We start from the raw sequence: 20,869 nt of genomic DNA on the forward strand, positions 1-20,869 counted from the left end.
GGGGGCGAAAGCATGAAGAAGACAAAAAAAGTATTTGGTTTCCTGGCGATGATGGTATTGATCGCATCTCTCGTCGCTTGTGGTGGCAAGACAAATAGCAATTCCGCCAATTCAGGCACAGACACGAACTCTTCGAATACATCCGGAGGTACAGAGAAGCAAGCGAAGATCTCGCTCTTCCAGAGCAAGGTTGAGATTGCTGAAGCGTTGGAGGAACTGGCCAACAAATACAAAGAAGAGACTGGGAATGAGGTTGAGGTTTGGGGTTCCGCTGGTGATGCTTATATCACTCAACTACAAGCGAAGCTGGCCGCTAAGGAAGGACCTACGATCTTCAGTATAGCGTCTGGGGCGGAAGCGGAGAAATTTAAATCCTACTATTACGACATGAGCAATGAGAGCTATGTTAAAAATATTGCTCCTAACATGGCGCTGGAAGTAGACGGCAAGGTTGTCGGCGTTCCGATAGGGGTTGAAGGCTTCGGTCTGGTGTACAACAAGAGTCTGGTTGATCCGAAGGACGTAACCGATCTCGCATCCTTTACGAGTAAAATGGAGAGCTTGAAGGCAGAGGGAATTAACGGGTTGAGCCTGTCCCAAGAAGCTTACTTCCTGATCGGACATATTCTGAACACACCATTTGCCCTTCAGGCAGATCCGATTGACTTTATCAATAAGCTGAACAATGGCGAGGTCAAAATGGCCGACACGAAGGAATTCCAGGAATTCGCCAAGTTTATGGAAGTGATTAGACAGAATTCTGTGAATCCGATGGAAGTTACTTATGATACTCAGATGGGTGATTTTGCGACGGGCAAGACGGCAATGGTACACCAAGGTAACTGGAGCTATGGTATGCTGGCGGATTATGGTGATCTCGACATCGGCATGATGGCGTTGCCGATCGCTGGAAATAACAAGCTGTCTGTCGATATTCCGGGCGGCTGGGTTATCAACAATGGGGCGAAGCCGGAGGAGATCAAGGCGGCTAACGCATTCCTGGATTGGCTCTATAACAGTGAGACTGGTAAGGATACGATCGTGAATAAATTCAAGTTCATTCCGGCAATGACCAATATTGAAGCAGACGGACTGGACCCATTGTCTCAAGCTGTATTTGAAGCAACGAAGAGTGGAAATACCATTCCGTGGGCTATGAACTATTTCCCACAAGGCATTATCGTGAATGATCTGACACCAGTAACCTCTGAATTCTTCCTGGACAATGGTATGACTGGTGAGCAGTACTTGAAGAATCTGGATGATGCATGGGCAAAAGCCGCTAAATAATCGATTTGAACAGCGTGGATGAGACACTAGAAGTGTGTTCAAAAAGAGCGGTTTTCAGCACCAAGAAGGTTGGATGAAGCTAGGGCCTGAGGAGCGGAGCGTACGTGTAGGTACGTGAGCACTGGAGGGCCCGGCTGAATTCAAGATTCGATGCCGAACCACTAACTTGATTCACTTCGTGGTCAAAAGCGGACTTTTTGAACTACCTCTAAAAAGCCTAGCCTATTCCCTAGTGTTAGGCTTTTGTGTTTCATAATCCCCGTTTCAAATTAGACTGAACTGGAGAGGGCGTGTGGTAATGAAAAGAAAAGACAAACTTTGGTTCGGGTTATTTACGATGCCCTTGTTCACCATTTTTACGATCGTCGTCATTATTCCGTTTATTATCGGGATTGCCTATTCATTCATTAGCTGGGATGGTATCTCGGCTAACCCGAAAGTATTTGTTGGTCTGGATAACTACGTAACGATATTCCAGGATGAGCGGTTCTTCTCTTCCGCAGGGCATACACTTAAGTTTACACTCCTAGCACTTATTAGTGTGAATCTGCTGGGCTTAACCTTCTCATTGTTGGTTACAAACGGGCTGCGCACTAGCAAGCTGGCGCGTACCTTCTTCTTTATGCCGAATCTGATCGGCGGATTGATCCTCGGTTACATCTGGAAGTTCATCTTCACGGATGCGTTCAAGTTCCTCGGTGGTAAGACCGGGCTTGAGGGGATATTCTTCAACTGGCTGATCAACCCTAACTTCGCTTTATATGCTCTAGTCATCGTATTTACTTGGCAGATGGCCGGATATACGATGATCATCTATATTGCTGGGATTCAGGGAATTCCTGATGAGCTGTTAGAGGCAGCCAAGGTGGATGGCGCGAATATCTGGCACAGGCTGACGAAGATCACCTTCCCGCTGCTTATGCCCTCCTTCACGATCTGCTTCTTCATGACGCTATCCGGTGCGTTCAAGATTTATGACGTGAACTTGAGCTTGACGAACGGCGGACCGGTTCATTCGACGGAAATGTTCGCGATGAACATCTTCAATGAGATCTTCGGCTATGGCCGCTATGGAGTCGGTCAGGCGAAGGCGATCCTGTTCTTCTTGATCGTGGCCCTGGTGACATTGACGCAGGTAATCATCACGAAGAAGAAAGAGGTGCAGATGTAATGAGACGAACTAGCAGAGCAATCAGCTCCATTCTGTTGGCCCTTCTTGCACTCCTGTTCCTGTCGCCGATTTACATTATGCTCGTGAACTCCTTTAAGACGCGGGCAGAATTGTATAATAATGCGCTGGCATTGCCGGAATCCTTCAGCCTTCAATATTTTGAAGCAGCGATGAAGAAGATGAATTTCTTGACCGTTCTGGGCAACTCGACCTTTGTTACCGTGATGACCGTGATCTTCGTGGTCGTTCTTGCCTCCATGACCGCATGGATGCTGGTCAGAACCGATAATAAACTAAGCAAATTGATGTTCATGGCGTTTATCTCGACGATGCTGATTCCATTCCAGACGCTGATGATGCCGTTGATGCAAGTGATGGACTGGATTCGTACCTACCTTCATATTCCGATGCTGAATACGCATGGTGGACTGATCTTTATGAATATCGGCTTCCACGCTAGTATCGCCGTGTTCCTGTACCATGGATTCATTAAGTCGATTCCGATTGCATTGGAAGAGGCGGCGACACTGGATGGCTGCAGCAAGTTCGGTGTGTTCTGGAGAATTGTGTTCCCAATGCTGAAGACGATAACGATTACTGTCGCAATACTGGATGTAATCAGCACGTGGAATGACTATCTGCTGCCTTCCTTGACGCTGTCTGATAAGGGGCTGCGGACGATCCAACTGTCGACGTTCTACTTCTTCGGCGAGTTCACGATCGTCTGGAACCAGGCTATGGCTGGTTTGACTTTGACCATTATACCTGTCGTCATCTTCTATGCCATCGCCCAGAAATATATTATCAAGGGTATTGCCGAAGGGGCTGTAAAGTAATAGAGGCTGGAGTAGCGAAATGGGTTTGTTCCGTAATAATGCAGGAGGTGTCATATGGCTAGAGAGATCTGTATCATCACGAGAGCTGACGATTGCGGAAGCAGCCACTCCGCGAACCTGGGTATCGAGAAGGCGCTGGAAGGTGGAGTATTGAGAAATGTCTCCATTATGGCGACCTGCCCTGCCATTCGCGAAGCGGCGGAGATGTTCGCAGGGAGGGACGACGTCTGCTTTGGACTGCATTTCGTCTTGAATGCCGAGTGGAACGATATCAAATGGGGTCCGGTGGCGGACCCTACATCGGTTCCTTCCCTGATTGAGGCAGACGGCTGGTTCAGTCCGCATCCTCACTACTTCGAGGAGCATCCGCCCGTCATGGCGGAGGTAATGCTTGAACTCGAAGCTCAGTTCGCCAGGCTTACAGAATTGGGCTTTCCTATCACATATGTCGATACGCATATGGTGCCCGAATCAGCGATCCCTGGTCTTGAAGATGAGCTTCGTGCCTGGTGTGCTGCTAGAGGACTGATCTATTGGTGGGACTATATATTTCAGAATATAAGCATAAGCGCGAATGATGATGCTGTTATCGAGCACCTTGGGCAGATCGAGGCCCTTGGGACAGAGCGATATTTACTTGTGACTCATCCGGCTGTGGACTCTGAGGAGATGAGAGCATTAGGCAATGCCTATGAGTCGGGACAGCAAATTGCCAGAACCCGACAATATGACAGCCTGTTCTGGTCAAATCCGCGACTATCTTCTGAATATAAACGTAGAGGGATCAGGCCGATCCGCTATGATGAGGCAGTTAAGCTGAATCTAAGTTGAAAACTTGTCTTTTGAGGCTGAAGCGGGGGTTAAGTGTGGGAGACAGCGGCCAGTGCTTCATTCGTAATCTGTTCAATGTCGACCGGAGATTGTGAGCCTTCACGAACCAGGTCAGGCAGAATTTGATGCAGGAAATAATCGACACAGTGCAGCTTGATCTGTTTGATCTTAATCAGAGCACTACGGTACATCGTGATGAACTCCTTCTCGGTGTTCCCCCGTTGCAACTCAGCAAATGCTTCATAGATCTGATCCATCTTGTCGGCAACCTCAAGGATTTGTCCTTCCACAGAATCGTCTTTCCCTTCGCGCAGCTGTCTGCGGAAGATAGCTTGAAATTCCTCAGGTATATGCTCATCAATAAAATGAGCGACCATTCCCTCTTCAACCTGCTGCAGCATCGCTCGCAATTCCAAGGAATAGTGCTTCACAGGTGTCTTGATATCCCCAATGAAGATCTCACCGTAATCATGGCTACTCGTAATTTCGTATAGCTTCTTCCAATCCACAGTGGCTCCATGGCTTTCCTCGATGTCCGCAAGCGTCTTGGCGTATTGTACGACCTTCCAGGAATGTTCGGATACGCTATGCTCCTGGAATTTGAATCTGCCTGGACAGCGGATGATCCGCTCTAAATCCGTCAATGATTGGAAATACGTATGGATTCCCATATATTTTGCATTCCTTTCTTTAAGTGCGTGTTCAAAAAGTTCGGCTTTCAGCACCGAGAAGGTTGGATGAAGCTAGGGACTGAGGAGCGAAGCGTACGTTTTGGGTACGTGAGCACCGGAAGGCCCGGCTGAATTCAAGATTCGATGTCGAATAAGCTCTCAGTGTCACTTCGTGATCAAAATTGGACTTTTTGAACAACATCTTCGAATAGTGTTAGATGTGTTGCTGTACGTACAGTATATATCCGGTTTGTTAATGGATCGTTAACTTGGAGTAGAAGTTTATGGAGAATATTGTTTTTATGTAAAGAAGCAGGCCGCTAAATCCCGCGGTGTTGCTTCTTTTGTTTCTTATAGCTTCTCGGTGTTGAAAATCGGCTTTTTTGAACATACATTTTAGGTGTATAGTGTTGAGATTTTTTCAACAACGTTGAGATGGCCATGCACATGTTTCAATACTCCGCAATAATATAGCCATGTAACGACTACAACATATGGGAAGTGATAAGTGAATGAGCGAAGTGCAATCGGGTGTAGCTCCTTCAGAAGGAAGTCAATCAGACATAAGTATCTCCTTTCGAGAGAAGGCGACCAAAGGTAAGGTGGGATTTAAAAGAAAGCTGTGGCTGTTCTGGGCGCTTCTGGGACCAGGTATTATTTCCTCACTATCTAACAATGATGCTGGAGGCATGATCAGTTATACGATGACTGGAGCCGTATTTGGCATAAGCTTCTTCCTCCCATTATTGTTCCTGCTCGCGCCGATTGACTATAACATGCAGGAGATGTCGATGCGTCTAGGGGCGGTCACCAAGACCGAATACAGGGAACTGCTTCTTCGTTATTTCGGGAAGTTCTGGCATTACACCAGTGTAGCGGCCTTAGGGCTGGCCAACTTGATGTACATTATAACCGAGTTTGTGGGAATGACGGCTGGACTGACCCTTATGGGGCTGCCATTATGGCTAGCCGATCTCATCAGTTTCGCCTTTGTCAGTTTTGTAATGTTCTTTATGGGGTATTGGTCAAAGGAACGGTTAGGAATACTGGTCGGGGTAGTCAATGTTGTATTCATCATCGTCGCCTTTATGACTCATCCCGATCCGGCTGAGATCGGTAAAGTATTTACCAGCTGGCCGAGTATAACTTGGGATTTAAAATCAGATGGAATGCTGGTATTTATCCTAGCGACCATCGGAAATGCCATCGCTCCATTTATGCTGTATTACAACAACAACACGACGCTAGACAAAGGGTTAACACGTAAAGATCTGCGGTTAGGACGTATCGATATTGCCCTTGGCTCTTTGCTTCAACCGATCTTTGCGGCGGCCGTTATGATCTGCGGTGCTGCACTGATGGGCCATGTGGCTAATCTCGACGATTCCAATCCGGCAGATTTGATTACCGCATTCGTACCGGTTACCGGCCGCATAGGCAGCATTTTGTTCGCCTTGGGATTGTTTAATGCGGGCTGGCTCGCTGCTATTACGATCTCCTTTTCTTCAGCCTATACCGTTGCCGGAGCCTTTGGTTGGAAGAGAAGTCAGAACAATAAAATATCGGAGGCGCCGAAGTTCTATGCTCTCTACTTTGGCTGTCTGTTACTAGGAGCTATAGTTATATTAATTCCGGACTTACCGCTTAGCATGCTGGCTGTCTTTACGCAGATTTTTGCAACCATGCTGTTTGTTCCAGATTTGATCTTCCTAGTTCTGCTTACCAACAATCGAAAGATTATGGGGGAATACGCCAACTCGGGATGGAAACGCCTGCTTGGATGGGGAATCATATCGCTTTATTCAGCGGTGTCGGTGGTAACGATTATTTTAACACTAAATGGTACCATGTCTTAAAAATGAAGGAGGGCATCTTTTACTTAATCGATTGCGTTATGTCGGCGATAATAGCTTGTTCTCTCGGAATACGTATCTTAAATCAATTTCATAAGAAGAGGTGAAGAAGTCATGTACTATTACTGCATCGTGTGTCAGGGGCTTCATGATGAGAGGTATACGGCTGGGAAAATTTTTAAGAGGGGGTATTTTATTGATGATACAGGTACGGGAATCAAGTTCCATCTAGGGATGTGTGATCCGGTCGTTAAAGGAGATCATTTACACATAAGAAGAGATTGCTCATTGGAGACGGTAGATCGCTGGATGCCCATTTATGACTTTATTCAATCTGACCGGGAGTTCGGCGGGGAAGTCAGCGCAGTAAAAGAACCAGCCGCTTGGCCGCGATGACGGGGATAGAAGCCAAACCAATATCATAATACGATGGGGATGGAAGCAAAAAACTAGCATCATAATACGGAGCTGTCTCAAAAGGGATAGCTTCTTCTTTCGTTAGTGTTTACATTTTGTCAGGGATATAATAGGTTTGTACATTAGAACGGCTATTATTAGAGTTGTCCTGTGCAGATAGAACAATCATTCATAGGGATGTGGTATATATGTGGCTCCTGTACGCTTTTGGTTCGGCGCTATTCGCGGGTATGACATCTATTCTGGCCAAAATCGGGATAAAGAACACGGATTCAAACCTGGCTACGGCACTGCGGACGATTGTTGTCCTATTGTTCTCCTGGCTTATGGTTTTCGTTGTCGGCTCACAGCACACGATAGATTCAATATCCGCCCGCACACTTCTATTTCTAATCTTATCCGGCGCTGCGACCGGTGCCTCATGGCTATGCTATTTTAGGGCCTTACAGCTAGGCACGGTCAATCAAGTCACTCCGATCGATAAGAGCAGTGTGATACTTACGATTCTGCTCGCTTTTCTGTTTCTCGGAGAGGTACCGACGTTATTTATGGGAATCGGGATCGTCCTACTTGGGCTGGGGACCTACCTGATGATCGAGAAGAAGGCAGATTCCACAGGGGCTGCTGGCACAAGGCGAAGAACTTGGCTAATCTATGCGGTGCTATCCGCGATCTTCGCTGCTCTGACCTCGATCCTTGGCAAGATTGGTATCCAGGACATCGAATCCAATCTGGGTACAGCGATTCGTACGATTGTTGTACTGATCATCGCCTGGGGGATCGTATTTTTCCAGAAGAAGTATACCCTGATGAAGGACATCGATAAGAAGAGCTGGCTGTTCATCGGTCTGTCCGGTCTAGCAACGGGGCTGTCCTGGCTGTGCTACTATCGAGCTCTGCAGGATGGTAAGGCTAGTCTCGTGGTACCGATTGATAAGCTGAGCATTGTTGTTACAGTAATTTTCTCGTACATATTTCTCAGAGAGAAGTTGTCGGCCAGATCCTTCACTGGTCTATTACTCGTCGTAGGGGGGACTCTACTGCTGTTGTTCTAGGGAAGGGCGCATCAGATCATGTCTTACGTAATAAGGACACCTTCTGAGGTGTCCTTATTTATGTTGATTTAGCGGAGGAGCATCCTCGTCAAATCAGGTCCATCCGTCTGCCAGTTTGAGCTGATTCCTCTATTGCATTGATCAATCGATGCAAGTAAGCAGCATAATGAAAGTCTGGCGTCTTAGGGTTAACTGAATTGGCCAGAATGTCTTCGGCAAAGGACTGGTGGGCCCGAGCTACGTTGGTGAGGGGGAATTCCTTCGTATCCTCCATCACCAATGTGAAATCATCGTGCTGACTAGAAGCAATCGCTTGACTCGAATCGTATTTCACCAAGGACACACTCAGACCGCCATATTGCGGATGCCCGATAGAGCGGTTCTGATAGAGTCGGATAATCCCCAGTTCTCCCTGGACTTCCAGTATAAATTGAGGGTAGGCTCCGCCCTGAAGATGGATCGAAACGGGGATCTCGCAGTTGATTTTGCCCTGGATGATGTACTGATCTTCTATACTTTTGTTGATCGTACGGCTCTGATCCGTAATATGGGCTTCGTTATAGTGCGTATGGTGGCTGGCCTGAACTTCGCTAAAATGACCAAGCAGATAGCTCACAATATCCAAAGCGTGACCACCGTTGATCGTCAGTAGTGTCGCTCCATTGCTGCGTTCCAGAATATAGCTGCTGCCGGAGTCCACCCAATTGCCCTTGGCCTGTGTTGAGGACTTTATATTAACGGCCAGAATTCTGCCGATCTCTTGATGATTGATCATCTCCTTAACCCTGCGTACCTCGTCGGCCTGGCGTGACTGTAGGCCGATGGCATGTCGGGCCTGAGAGCCATTGATCTGCACCATGATCTCATCGACTTCACTCGCAGTAACAGCCAGAGGCCATTCACAGTAAATATGCTTATTGGCACGAATTGCATTCAGAATAATTTCATGGTGATAGGGGGCTTTAACGCTGACAATAACCATGTCTACATCGCTAGATTCGAGCATTTTGGTGTAATCGTCATAGGCGCTGACATTTCCAATCCGGTCCGCCGCTTCTTGGGCTGAAGCCATATTTGTGGTCGCTATTGCCGTGATTTCATGAAGCTCGCTGTGGAGCAGAGCCGGAATATGTGTCGAACTGGCCCAACGGTTCCGAATTGAACCCCCGATGATGCCTGTTTTTATTTTCTTCATTCGATAACCTCCCTGTCTTTAGCAGTAGTATAATATTGCTGTCATATTAAAAATAATGTATATATTTAATCTATATATCAAAATAAGTGATACGTAAGAGGTGAAGTCCGTTGGATATTGAGAATATGAGAGCGTTCATCGCGGTCGCAGAGAACGGAAGCATCTCGTCTGCTGCGCAGGAGCTGCATCAACTGCAATCCAATATGACGGCCAAGATCAAGAAGATCGAGAGCGAATTTGATACAGAACTGTTCTATAGAAGACCAAGAGGGATGGAGTTGAATGAAGAGGGCAAGAAGCTCTATGCCCAATTTAAGAAGATCGTATTGTTATGGGAAGAGACCCGGAGCATGATGAATCAGGAGAATGCCGTGCTGAGGATCGGACTTATGGTAAGTAAGAACCCGCCTAATTTCAATCAAGCGATGGGAATATTATATGAGAAATATAAGAACCTGGTAGTGACGGTGAGGACTGGGAATACGCAGAAGATCGAGAATGAGATTGCCGACGGGATGATCGATATCGGCTTCCTGGTTGGGAAAACAGATGCGAAGCTGCTTCATTATAAGAAATACGGAACCGAGAGATTAGTATTGGTCGGCAGAAATACCGATAAACCGCTGAATACGCTCCTGAAGGATGAGAATCTGATTATCTCCTCCGGCAATTGCTATTACAAGAAGGTGTTCGATCAATTGCTTGAGGATCATCACGTGGTACGCACAGATTTCGTAGAAATTGCTGCTTTGGAGTCTCTGGTCAGCATGTGCCAACTCGGCATGGGGATAAGTCTGATCCCGGAATCGGATACAGTCTCGCTAGGAATCAGGGATTATCGCGTGATCGACCATGACGCTTGTGAGCTTGAGAAATTTATGTGCTACAGAGTAAATCATAAAATTACCGGAATGGAGCAGCAGCTCATGAACATGATTTCAGCTGCTAATTAACAGCGTGCGGTGGGGCAGAGACTAGAGATAACCGTGGAGTTGTAGATGCTACTGCAAACTAACGATACAGCAGGTAAATGGGCAATTCCTGCAAATATGCAGTTTCTTATCGGGATGCCGCCCCACATTTCGAAAATTCCTGCGAATATGCATCTTTTTCTCCCATTTCAGCTCAATTCGAAAGAAAAAAGCGAAAAAGCCTGCAGATTTGCAGGCTTTTCCTAAAACAAGCGATTTCGTATATAAAAAACTGCAGATTTGCAGTTTTTTAGCCCTTTGTCGACTGATGTAGGCAGCGGAAGGGACAAAATTAATTCTAACATTAAGATCATACCCGAAGGCAGCGTCAGAATTTAATTTTTACACTATCCCCATCCACGTATACACCTTCGGATCGGGTGATCGGTAGCTTCTGCTCTTCGGAGAAGCCAATCGTTTCTCCGTCCCGCAGAGTAACGTTATATTCAAGTACATAATCAGTAATATTGATCAGGAAGTCGCGCAGCTCGCTCGGTATGGCCTGGCTGTCGATGATCTCAATCTCATCCTTGCCGAATGCTCTCAAACCATAGGTATAAGCCCCCGACCCGGTTTCTGTTCCGACTAGACCGAAGTGGACAAGATTTAGCAGTGGCAATATGTTCTCTTCCTTCATGATCTCGGTCATCTCTATATACATTTCAGGCTGGAATACAGTTCCTGCCGTATAAATTCCTATCGCATTTGGCAGCTTCAAGCAGCTTGCCGCCAGCTTCGTAAATAGCTTGGCGCTATCGAGAGATGAGCCAGAGCGCGTAAAGACAGCCAGAATGATCTGGGAGACATGTGTGCTGGTTACCTGGGCAGCCTCTTTCCAGAGGTAGTTGGCTTGTGCGAAATGCTCGGCCTCCCCATCCGGTATAGGCGCATCTACAAAGCTGAGCGCCAGAGTGAAGCCATCTGCTTCGAAGACGAGAGTTCCTTCGTTCTCCGCAGAGCTTGCATCTTCCTCATCAGCCGGCGGACAGACGATGCCCCAATCTTGCTGTAAAGTCGTCTTGATCTGCTCAAGATCGCATTCGTGGGTATTCAGCAGGACGAATCCGTTGAATATGCCAGATGCACCTTCCTCCTCTTCCGTATCCTCATTCTCCGATTGTTCGGCTTCAATGGCCGCCGCTTGCTTCATCCAATACTCGCGAATCATCTCGACCATCGCGATGGCTTCTTGTTCGGCAGTGGCCGGGTTATAAGGCTGCATCTCACTGAAGATGTGACCACAATGCTCTGTGTCAGATGACTCCTCATACCCGCCACAGACCCCGAGCAGCCACTTGCCCAGCATCGACTTTTTATACTTAAATATGTAATAGTGCATGTCATGCAGATCAAATTCTCCTGCAATTTCAATTTTGCTAGGTTTTCGTCCAAGCTCATTCTCATGCTCCAGCCATTCAATCATAGACTGCAGAGCTGCTTGTTGCTGAATCGTCATTGTATTCTCTCCTTTATCCATACGGTTTTCTAATTTATTCCTAAATAATAGTATGTTACCAAGTATAAGAATGATAGGCAATGGTGCTGGATGGCTAATTGCGTAGGAAATCTGAACATTTAGTCGCAAGCTTGAAATCTTTGTTATTATAGAGATTATTTTTATCATCAGAGGCTCGATCAAGGGCCATTTTTTGGGGTATGGGAATTAACGTCAATATTGCGAACCTCCTTGTCAAATCACTCAAGAGAATCTATAATGATTAGCGTCTAATTGCATACACACTGGATGAAGTTTACGGGAGATAAGCATCGGGCTTGGCCGAAGGGGCATTAAACTCTCAGGCGCTATAAGGATGGGAACACCCAACCTAGGCAGGACCGTAAATGGACAGGACTCTGGAGAGACTCCGTCAATGGAGCACCGAAGGGGCAATACGCGCGCAGGCAGGGCAACCCATGAACCGCCGCGTTAAAACTCTCAGGTAAAAGGACAGGGATTGCGGGATCGGTATCGGAATTTATATGTGGTATATAACTTCAACCTATATGTGCATACTTTCACACATTGCAGGTTGACGTACCGACAACCTGCAATATGTCCCCAGGGTCAAATCTTCGGATTTGGCTCTTTTTCATGTCTACTCTTGGAGAATGCAACATCATGAGGGGGGAGAAGCAAATGCAAGTATTAGAGCAGATTAATCAATGGGTGTGGGGAGCGCCCTTGCTCATCTTATTGGTAGGGACAGGTATATGGTTGACCTGTCGACTCGGGCTACTGCAGGTCATCCGGCTGCCTCTCGCTTTAAAGCTGGTATTTAAGGCGAAGAACGAAGGCGAAGGAGACGTGTCGAGCTTCGGCGCTTTGGCGACGGCGCTGGCTGCAACAGTTGGCACAGGGAATATCGTCGGGGTGGCCACTGCAATCCAAGTTGGGGGTCCCGGAGCCTTGTTCTGGATGTGGATGGCCGCATTTTTCGGGATGGCGACGAAGTATGCTGAAGGCTTATTAGCTGTGAAGTACCGGACGATGGATGATAAAGGTCAGGTCTCTGGCGGACCGATGTATTATATTGAACGGGGGCTAGGGAGTAAGTTCAAGCCTCTTGCTGTATTCTTTGCTATAAGTGGGGTTCTAGTTGCACTCTTCGGCATCGGGACGTTCCCGCAGGTGAATGCGATTGTATCATCAACGCAGTCGAGCTGGGGCGTACCAGCTATCGTGACGGCGGGGATTATGACAGTGTTAACCGCTTTGGTTACCCTTGGCGGGATTAAGAGTATATCCAAGGTCTCAACGAAGGTTGTACCGTTAATGGCTATTCTTTATATTGTTGCTGCTCTCGTCGTGCTGTTCACCTTTGCTGATCAAATCCCGCATGCGGTGGCGCTGGTCTTCGAAAGTGCATTCCAGCCAGCAGCGGCGGGCGGGGGCTTCCTCGGTGCCACGGTGATGATGGCGATCCGTAACGGTGTTGCACGCGGAGTATTCTCCAATGAATCGGGTCTCGGGAGCGCGCCGATTGCGGCTGCTGCTGCCAAGACCAAGTGGCCGGCGGAACAAGGACTAGTATCGATGACAGGGACCTTTTTTGACACGATTATTATTTGTACCCTAACGGGATTAACCTTGATCGTAACAGGGGTATGGCAAGGCGCTGAGCGTGGAGCGATGATGACCCAAGCCGCTTTTGATGCTGCAATCCCATATGGCTCGATCATTCTCACGCTATGCCTGATGCTGTTTGCATTTACGACGATTCTGGGTTGGAATTATTATGGCGAGCGCTGTATTACTTACTTGTTCGGTGTGAAGTCGATTCTGCCTTACCGCGTTGTATTTATCCTCTTAATCGCTTTTGGTGCATTTATCAAGCTGGAGGCCATCTGGCTGCTCGCTGATATTGTGAACGGGCTGATGGCACTGCCGAATTTGATCGCTCTATTAGGCTTATCAGGAGTCGTAGTGGCAGAGACCCGTCGCTATTTGCAGCATATGAAGGAACAGAAGCACTCAGAGCGTACCGCCCCGAAAGCGGCTATGCAGTCGGTCTTGGCAGAGGAAGAATAAGGCTGCGGAAATATAGCGTCTGGTATGAATTTATAGAGCACCTCTCTTCAGGGAACGTGGGTCGATGGCTTACTGAATCCTGATGGGGGTGCTTTTTGATTTTTCTAGGTGTCTATTTTCAAGGATATGTTCACCAAGACATTTTCGAATTTTAGCTTTAAAATGAAAAGTAATGCAAGAAATCCCTTTGAGGTACCGGGTTTTTGAATAGATGGTGGTGCATGTAATGTTCAATCTGATTATGGCGATTCAAATTTTAAGCTTCTTTTTTATTTTCAAATCCGTTTCACGCTACTCATTTACAACTAGAGAAGTGATAGTGTGGTTAGCGGTCTTTTTAATAGTAGGCTGGGCTTCAACGTATTTCATCGGGGTCTGGGGGGCAGTTTCGTTATTTGCATGCTTTGTCGGCATCTCCTACTACAAAAATCGCAAACAATTTTCCGCTTTGGGTATTTTTTATGGGGCATATGCCTTGATTATGAATTCATTCTTGGGGTATTTGGCCGCGATTCCGATCACTTGGCTCGTTCAGTTGATCTTCCGGCAGTCATCAGCCAATATCGAATATCTTCCGTATCTTTTCACGGCGATGGCACCGCCCATTCTCAATGAAATTCTGCTTCGATTGGTACGTCGCTTTGTTCCTCAACTGGGCAAGCAGCTCATACGAGAATACGGTAAAATCATTTTTGTCCCTGTGATTGTTCTGTTCATCATTATTATTGTTTCGGTGTATCCGATTTTGTCCATTAGTAATCAGACGGGGGATGACAGCTCATACCATCGAATGATCCTCTTGAGCATGTGGCTGCTGTTTGTTGTTGCTTTGCTGTATATGCAGTTCCAGTATCATTACATCCGAAAAAAAGAGCTGGAAAGGTCCAAAAGTGAGCAATTGGTACAGCTTAAGGAGTACACGGCACAGCTGGAGAAAATCTATGATGAATTCAGAGGCTTCCGCCATGATTATGCGAATATTCTCCTGACGCTGGAGGACGGGATTCACAGAGAGGATTGGGACCAAGTCAGACATGCATTTGAAAACACCGTCAAACCGACTGGGCAGTTCCTGCGTAAGAACGAATACAGCTTCGTGAAACTGCGGAACCTTCATATCTCAGAGGTAAAAAGTATCCTGGCGGCCAAAATTATGCTGGCACAGCAAATGAAAATCGATGTTTCGCTGGAAATCGAGGAGCCAGTTCATGTGATCCCGATGGAACTGATTTCTTTTACTCGGATTCTCTCCATATTGCTCGATAATGCGATTGAAGCGGCTGCCGCCACGAAAGAGCGTAAACTATGGATCGTATTGTTGGAAGATCCCGGTGCGCTGCGGCTGATCATTGAGAATAGCAGTGAAGAACGGATTGATCTGCGAAGTCTGGGGGAGCGGGGGTACTCAACCAAAGGCGAGGGGCGGGGATTAGGCTTATTTAATGTGCAGCAAATGCTAAATGACCATAAGTATGCTTCACTTGAATCGGAGAGCCAGCCTCATTTATTCTCGCAAACACTTATATTACGTGTTCAAAAAGATCGGTTTTCAGCACCGAGAAGGTTGGATGAAGCTAGGGACTGAGGAGCGGAGCGTACGTAGTGGGTACGTGAGCACCGGAAGGCCCAGCTGAAATGGACTTTTTGAACAACATCTTATATTAAGGAAGTCTGGAGAACGATCATGAATATATTTATTTTGGAGGATAATCTGATCCAGCAGCAGAGGTTAGAACGAATCGTCAAGGAGCTATGCCTCAAGCATCAAATCCGTTACCGGAACCTGTTCTCGACAGCCAAACCGGACCATTTGTTGGCCCAAATCGAGAACGCTGCCGATCATCAGCTTTATTTTCTGGATCTGGAAATTAAAAACGAGAAGCATACCGGGCTTGAAGTGGCGCAGGAAATCAGGCGAACAGACCCATATGGCACGATTGTTTTTGTCACTACGCATTCGGAGTTGGCGCCCAAGACCTTTGCTTACCGGGTAGCTGCCCTGGATTTTATCGAGAAGGATTTGCCAGAGGATGAGTTTATCCACAAGGTAGAGGCTTGCTTGCTTCTTGCTGATGAACGCAGGACCGTGCCTATAAGTACCGATCTGTTCTCTTTCGAGAATAAATACACCAGCTTCCAAATTCCTTTTTCGGAAATTTTATATTTTGAGACGATGGAAATCGCACATAAAATCAGGTTGATCGCGAAATCCAAAACGTTCGAATTTTACGCTGAACTAAATGAAATCGCAGGGTATGATGAGCGCCTCTTCCGTTGCCACCGGGCATTTGTCGTCAACCTGGCGAATATCAGATCGATTGACAAGAAGAACAGGCTTGTCTTATTCGCCCATGGTGCAAGATGCTCCGTCTCAAGAAGGTTGCAAAAGGAAACGATTGAAAAAATGGAGTCCTTGAGGCAAAGAGAGTTCCCTGACTAATATTCCATATGAAGTGCCGGAAGCTATTTATAATAGCGGCTGGCGCTTTTTTTAATACCGTTGATGAAGGTTAAAGGACTGTTGGCGATGTAGGCATCCCGAATAGGAAAGAAAAGCCTTACCCTATGAATGAAGCAAGAGGCTGGCGCGGACCTTTTCAGATCAAACTGGCTTGGTCTGGCGCTTCATCTAAACAGGATGAAGGAGAGGAAGCTGATGGACACAATGATCGAAATTGATCGATTATCAAAAGCATATAAAGGCGAAGAAATCGTGTCGGATGTTACCATGCATATCGAGAAGGGGGAAATATACGGTTTCCTGGGACCGAATGGCGCAGGCAAAACGACCATTATGAAGATGATTCTGAATTTGGTCAAGCCCACATCAGGCGAGATTCGTATACTCGGGCAACCTATATCTCACTCGTCTTATCAATACTTGGAGCATATTGGCAGCATCATTGAATATCCGGTTTTTTATGAGCGTCTCACAGCTATTGATAACCTGAAGCTTCATTGCAAATATATGGGGTGTTCAAACGAGGAACGTATTCCTGAAGCACTTAGGATTGTTGGTCTAAACGGGGTAGAGCATAAAAAAGTACACGAGTTTTCGTTAGGAATGAAGCAGCGATTGGGAATTGCCAGAGCGATCATTACAAACCCGGCCATTCTAATTCTGGACGAGCCAATCAATGGTTTGGACCCCGTGGGGATCATAGATATCCGGGTTTTATTGCTGAAGCTGAAGAATGAGTACGGCATGACCATTCTAGTCTCCAGCCATATTGTGTCAGAGATTGAGTCGGTTGCGGATACGATCGGGATTATTAATCAAGGGAAGCTGCTGAAGGAAGTAAAGATGTCGGAGATTAGGGAAGAGAGCAATTTGGAGGAGTATTTTCTAAAACTGATTCATGGGGGAAGCAGGCATGTTAAAACTGATCAAAATTGAGTGGGATAAAAATCAGATAGCAGGATACGGTATCAAAGCCGTGATTAGCATGGCGATTATTTTAGTATTGTCGGCAGGAATGGCTTTAATGTCAAATGCCCAGGATGAGCCCATGTTCTACAATTTTGCAGATTTCATGTCGCTTGCGAATATATTCATCCGCATTACCTTTGTCGTATTCTCAGGGATTCTGATTTCCAGAATGGTGATCGAAGAATATAAGAGTAAGACGATGCAGCTCTTGTTTACGTATCCCTTACAGCGCAAAAAGATCATCCAGGCCAAGTTAATGATTGTTCTCGGTTTCTGTTTCGCTAGTATAGTCATTTCCACCTTGCTCATTGAAGGAGTGACGGTTTTATTGAATCCGCAGCTTCATTTTTTCGAGGACCCTGCAACGATGACCGACCTATTTGCTACCGTTCCTTCGATCCTGATTGCTTCAGTCATGACAGCCGGACTAAGTCTTATTTCATTGTTTTTCGGCATGCGTAAAAAGTCCACTGCGACGACTATTACGAGTTCAGTCATTATAGGAACGCTATCTAATGCAATGGTCTCTAACGGAAGCAGCTCAGTCAGTATGTTTCAATTTATCGGTATACCGGCTGTTCTTTGCTTACTGGGATTAGCTGTAGCTTATTTATCGTATCGTAGAATTGATAGAATTGATGTTTAGAGGAGAACATGATGAAGACGAATAAATGGATTTTGATATTTTTGATGGTCGTAGTAGTAGGAGTGCTTGTCATCGGATTGACAGTTGGCTCAGAGAATGTGGAGATAGTGAAGCAGATACCGGTGGATGAAATTCAAAGCATTGAAGTCTTTAATGATTCATTGGATGTTGAAGTGAAGTCATCTACAGACAATCAAGTACACGTAGATATTAAGGGGAAGCAGAAGGATAAGAAGAAGATTCCAGTTAAGATAACTCATCAAGATCATAAATTAATCATTCAACAGACGAGCCAAATGGGAGGGGCTTTCTCGGCCTTTACTTGGGGCAAAGAGGGGACGATTCAAATATCTATTCCCCAAAACACAGTAGAGCAGGTTACGCTGACGAGTGATGATGGAGATATTCATATTCATGGGTTATCTCTCTCAAGGCTGATGGTTCAAGATCGGGCGGGTTATGTCAAGCTTGATGAAGTGGAAGCAGAAGTTATAACGGCTTTCTCCAAGACGGGAGATATCGTCTTAAGAAGAGCTAATGAACGGGGCGAAAGGAACATTGAAACCGAAACAGGTGATATTCAAGTTGTTTATCAGACTGTGCCAGCAAGCTTGAAGCTGGAGGTAGAGAACATCAAAGGAGATACTGCGGTTCACTTGGAAAATCTCTCACGTACGACCAATACTGACAAGAAAATCAGCGGAATCATAGGCGCTGGGGAGAACTCATTAACCGTCAGAAGTCGTTCAGGAAGCATCGATATTAAATAGAGGGCCATTGCTGGTCCTCCTTCCTCCTCCAAATACTAGATGTGATAAATGTCATCGGAAGAATTAGCTTAAATTTTGAATAATAGGAGGTGATAGCCTAATGAGAAAAGTCACATAGGAAGGGAGCGTCAGATCATTGGTACTTAATCGTGGAGCAGCAGATCAAGACTATATCATTGAGCAGGTGGTCCAATTATTTCAATGCAGGGTATTGTGGAGCGAAGGCCGTCCGTGCCTGGAATATAGCAGTTTGGAAGAGTTGGATAAGGTCACCGAGTACGTCAAGGCTAAATTCGATATAGATATGTTTGATGTGTTCTTTACAGCAGTTGAGAGTCTTCCACTGGACGACTGATTATTAATTAGACCACTCTCTATCGTTTCCATGGAAGCATCTGTTAGTATATTCAGATATAAGCTATAATGGGAGCAAACTTCATGTTAGGAGAGATGGTCTTGCATATATTTAATCATTGGTTGAACGAATCTCAGCTTGAAATGAATGGTGATTTGTTGCAGATCTCGGCTCCAGGGAAGACAGATTATATCATCAATCCAGAGAGTGGCGATGTTAAGAACAATGCGCCTTTCTTATATGCCAATGTGCAAGGTGACTTCGTGCTTCGCGCCAAAGTAAGACATGACTTCATATCTACCTTCGATGGAGCTGCTTTATTTATTATGGATAGCGAGCGAGAGGATCACTGGGCCAAGCTCTGCTATGAATATACGGATCTCAATACATATTCGGTAGTTAGTGTCGTTACCAATGGAGTATCTGACGATGCCAACGGCCAGAACCTGACAGATAAGAGCGTATGGCTGCAAATTGGCCGGAAGGGCGATGCCTTCTCCATGCATTACTCTACGGACGGCTCTCATTATCAAATGGTCAGAGTGTTCAACTTGAAAGCCTCGAATACGCTCAAGGTTGGACTGGTCTCTCAATCACCAGCTGGCGAGGGACTAATTAGTGACTTCTCGGATGTTCATCTTGAGCAGGTAACGATGGAGAGCATTAGAGCAGGCAAATAGCCAAAAACGATCGTGCCAGCATGGCAAAACTGCAATAATACAGTTTTATTCTCCTAAATGACCTTGTGAAGTGACAATTCCTGCGAAAGTGCAGTTTTTTTTGAGATAAAATGTCCAATTTCAAATGGAAGACCGAAAAAGCCTGCAGATTTGCAGGCTTTTTGCTAATTATGGCCATTTAAAGATAAATAGATGCAGATTTGCAGGTTTTCCGTTTCATGCAGAGTCGCCGCCGCTAGGCGCATGCACGACGACCTGCCCCGTCGGTATTGAACGGTTTCATTTTCAATCAATCCACTATTCGGCGATCTCCATCCCATCCCAAGTCACGGTTATTTCGCACGGGAAATCCTGCTTGGCGAACCACTCCGTCAGCTCGGCATGCGTTGAAGTGTAGTGGTTAATATGGGTCAGGTAGATGCGGGAGCCAGCATGAATCGTTCCTTGCTCCAGCAATTTACGGAACAGCTCCATACAGCTTAATGCGTCTAGATGCCCATCCGGATGGAGCCCGCGCCCCTCAGTCAGGCCGAAGGTGCACTCACTGATCAGCACATCAAGCGCTGCGCCTTCCAACGCCTTGAACGTATCCGGTAAATACCACCCCGTATCGACGCCATAATAGTATTTCTTCCCGTCGGCCATTTGCAGCAAGTAGTTGGCGCAGTTCTCACCCATATTGCCGATATGGTTACCGCGTAGCGGCGTTACGGTCATGTCTGCGATCTCTACCGGCTTATTGAATTCGAGCTTATGGAAGGTGATAATGCCGCGGTTCTCCAGATCCGCTGTCATCCCCTTGATGATCGGACGGCTCTGCCGATAGAAATCAACGATCTCATAGGCTTTATCGGTGAAGTAGTAGTGTAATGGTTCATCTTGGCGTTCGATGGCCATATTGCGTACATTCATCATCATATAATTCAAATGGTCTTCATGAGTGTGTGTTACAAGTACCTCCTTAAGCTTGGTGAAGTCCCCATATTCGATCGCTTGCTGAAAGGAATCCGCGCTCAGATCGATGCATACCTGCTCATTGAGCCGGATCATCGAGCGGCGCCGGATCTCTGAACCGCCCGTTCGCCGGGCATTGTCGCATACCGGACAGGAGCAGAACGGATTAGGAATCCCTTCGGCTGCGCTCGTACCGTAAAATTTCATGCTGATTT

General features: G+C 46.4%; 20 protein-coding genes and 1 riboswitch. Of the genes, 16 read left to right on the forward strand and 4 right to left on the reverse strand.

Features of this window, described 5'->3' with window-relative positions:
* Positions 1-12: 12 nt before the first annotated feature.
* The 4 genes from EI981_RS01940 to EI981_RS01955 all read left to right on the forward strand — a co-directional run bounded on the left by EI981_RS01940 (position 13) and on the right by EI981_RS01955 (position 4,128).
* Positions 13-1,290 carry a sugar ABC transporter substrate-binding protein gene (locus EI981_RS01940; RefSeq protein WP_126994940.1) on the forward strand — a complete coding sequence of 426 codons (1,278 nt, stop codon included), beginning with the start codon at positions 13-15 and terminating at the stop codon, positions 1,288-1,290.
* Between the two features lie 298 nt (positions 1,291-1,588).
* The gene (locus tag EI981_RS01945; RefSeq protein WP_126994942.1) at positions 1,589-2,461 is read left to right on the forward strand and encodes a carbohydrate ABC transporter permease; all 873 of its coding nucleotides are present in this window, start codon (positions 1,589-1,591) and stop codon (positions 2,459-2,461) included.
* Positions 2,461-3,297, forward strand: coding sequence for a carbohydrate ABC transporter permease (locus EI981_RS01950; protein ID WP_126994944.1), 837 nt, complete (start codon positions 2,461-2,463; stop codon positions 3,295-3,297). Before EI981_RS01945 ends, EI981_RS01950 begins: the two co-directional genes overlap by 1 nt.
* Positions 3,298-3,351: 54 nt before the next feature.
* A complete protein-coding gene (locus tag EI981_RS01955; RefSeq protein ID WP_126994946.1) occupies positions 3,352-4,128 on the forward strand; it encodes a ChbG/HpnK family deacetylase in 777 nt (258 codons plus the stop codon).
* 29 nt (positions 4,129-4,157) lie between these two features.
* On the opposite strand, the gene EI981_RS01960 is transcribed toward EI981_RS01955, so the two are convergent.
* The gene (locus tag EI981_RS01960) at positions 4,158-4,799 is read right to left on the reverse strand and encodes an HD domain-containing protein (RefSeq protein WP_126994948.1); all 642 of its coding nucleotides are present in this window, start codon (positions 4,797-4,799) and stop codon (positions 4,158-4,160) included.
* 512 nt (positions 4,800-5,311) lie between these two features.
* Between EI981_RS01960 and EI981_RS01965 the strand changes: the two genes are divergently transcribed.
* From EI981_RS01965 to EI981_RS01975, 3 genes are all read left to right on the forward strand, one after another.
* On the forward strand, positions 5,312-6,655 hold the full coding sequence (locus EI981_RS01965) for an NRAMP family divalent metal transporter (RefSeq protein ID WP_126994950.1): 1,344 nt from the start codon (positions 5,312-5,314) through the stop codon (positions 6,653-6,655).
* Positions 6,656-6,766: 111 nt separating this feature from the next.
* A complete protein-coding gene (locus EI981_RS01970) occupies positions 6,767-7,048 on the forward strand; it encodes a DUF3973 domain-containing protein (RefSeq protein ID WP_126994952.1) in 282 nt (93 codons plus the stop codon).
* A 209-nt stretch (positions 7,049-7,257) separates the two neighbouring features.
* Positions 7,258-8,124 carry an EamA family transporter gene (locus EI981_RS01975; RefSeq protein WP_126994954.1) on the forward strand — a complete coding sequence of 289 codons (867 nt, stop codon included), beginning with the start codon at positions 7,258-7,260 and terminating at the stop codon, positions 8,122-8,124.
* Positions 8,125-8,212: 88 nt separating this feature from the next.
* On the opposite strand, the gene EI981_RS01980 is transcribed toward EI981_RS01975, so the two are convergent.
* A complete protein-coding gene (locus EI981_RS01980) occupies positions 8,213-9,319 on the reverse strand; it encodes a Gfo/Idh/MocA family protein (RefSeq protein ID WP_126994956.1) in 1,107 nt (368 codons plus the stop codon).
* Between the two features lie 110 nt (positions 9,320-9,429).
* Here EI981_RS01980 and EI981_RS01985 point away from each other — a divergent pair, with 110 nt between their 5' ends.
* On the forward strand, positions 9,430-10,272 hold the full coding sequence (locus EI981_RS01985; protein WP_126994958.1) for a LysR family transcriptional regulator: 843 nt from the start codon (positions 9,430-9,432) through the stop codon (positions 10,270-10,272).
* Positions 10,273-10,618: 346 nt separating this feature from the next.
* Here the strand turns inward: EI981_RS01985 and EI981_RS01990 are convergent, their stop codons facing one another.
* Positions 10,619-11,746 carry a DUF4261 domain-containing protein gene (locus EI981_RS01990; protein ID WP_126994960.1) on the reverse strand — a complete coding sequence of 376 codons (1,128 nt, stop codon included), beginning with the start codon at positions 11,744-11,746 and terminating at the stop codon, positions 10,619-10,621.
* A 388-nt stretch (positions 11,747-12,134) separates the two neighbouring features.
* Positions 12,135-12,252, forward strand: a riboswitch (glycine riboswitch).
* Positions 12,253-12,427: 175 nt separating this feature from the next.
* Between EI981_RS01990 and EI981_RS01995 the strand changes: the two genes are divergently transcribed.
* From EI981_RS01995 to EI981_RS02030, 8 genes are all read left to right on the forward strand, one after another.
* Positions 12,428-13,819, forward strand: coding sequence for an alanine/glycine:cation symporter family protein (locus EI981_RS01995; protein ID WP_126994962.1), 1,392 nt, complete (start codon positions 12,428-12,430; stop codon positions 13,817-13,819).
* Between the two features lie 481 nt (positions 13,820-14,300).
* Positions 14,301-15,404: a sensor histidine kinase gene (locus tag EI981_RS02000; RefSeq protein ID WP_227011652.1), complete on the forward strand. Its 1,104-nt coding sequence runs from the start codon at positions 14,301-14,303 to the stop codon at positions 15,402-15,404.
* 99 nt (positions 15,405-15,503) lie between these two features.
* Positions 15,504-16,259, forward strand: coding sequence for a response regulator transcription factor (locus EI981_RS02005; RefSeq protein ID WP_126994966.1), 756 nt, complete (start codon positions 15,504-15,506; stop codon positions 16,257-16,259).
* Positions 16,260-16,475: 216 nt separating this feature from the next.
* Entirely contained in the window at positions 16,476-17,216 is a 741-nt protein-coding gene (locus EI981_RS02010) for an ABC transporter ATP-binding protein (protein ID WP_126994968.1), read from the forward strand.
* Positions 17,194-17,895 carry an ABC transporter permease gene (locus tag EI981_RS02015; protein WP_126994970.1) on the forward strand — a complete coding sequence of 234 codons (702 nt, stop codon included), beginning with the start codon at positions 17,194-17,196 and terminating at the stop codon, positions 17,893-17,895. Before EI981_RS02010 ends, EI981_RS02015 begins: the two co-directional genes overlap by 23 nt.
* Positions 17,896-17,906: 11 nt before the next feature.
* The gene (locus EI981_RS02020) at positions 17,907-18,665 is read left to right on the forward strand and encodes a DUF4097 family beta strand repeat-containing protein (RefSeq protein ID WP_162616059.1); all 759 of its coding nucleotides are present in this window, start codon (positions 17,907-17,909) and stop codon (positions 18,663-18,665) included.
* 136 nt (positions 18,666-18,801) lie between these two features.
* Positions 18,802-19,020, forward strand: coding sequence for a hypothetical protein (locus tag EI981_RS02025; RefSeq protein WP_126994974.1), 219 nt, complete (start codon positions 18,802-18,804; stop codon positions 19,018-19,020).
* 95 nt (positions 19,021-19,115) lie between these two features.
* Entirely contained in the window at positions 19,116-19,700 is a 585-nt protein-coding gene (locus tag EI981_RS02030) for a DUF1349 domain-containing protein (RefSeq protein ID WP_227011858.1), read from the forward strand.
* A 297-nt stretch (positions 19,701-19,997) separates the two neighbouring features.
* Here the strand turns inward: EI981_RS02030 and EI981_RS02035 are convergent, their stop codons facing one another.
* Positions 19,998-20,861, reverse strand: coding sequence for an MBL fold metallo-hydrolase (locus tag EI981_RS02035; protein WP_126994978.1), 864 nt, complete (start codon positions 20,859-20,861; stop codon positions 19,998-20,000).
* Positions 20,862-20,869: the final 8 nt, after the last annotated feature.

The organism is Paenibacillus lutimineralis, assembly GCF_003991425.1.
Lineage (GTDB): Bacteria > Bacillota > Bacilli > Paenibacillales > Paenibacillaceae > Fontibacillus > Fontibacillus lutimineralis.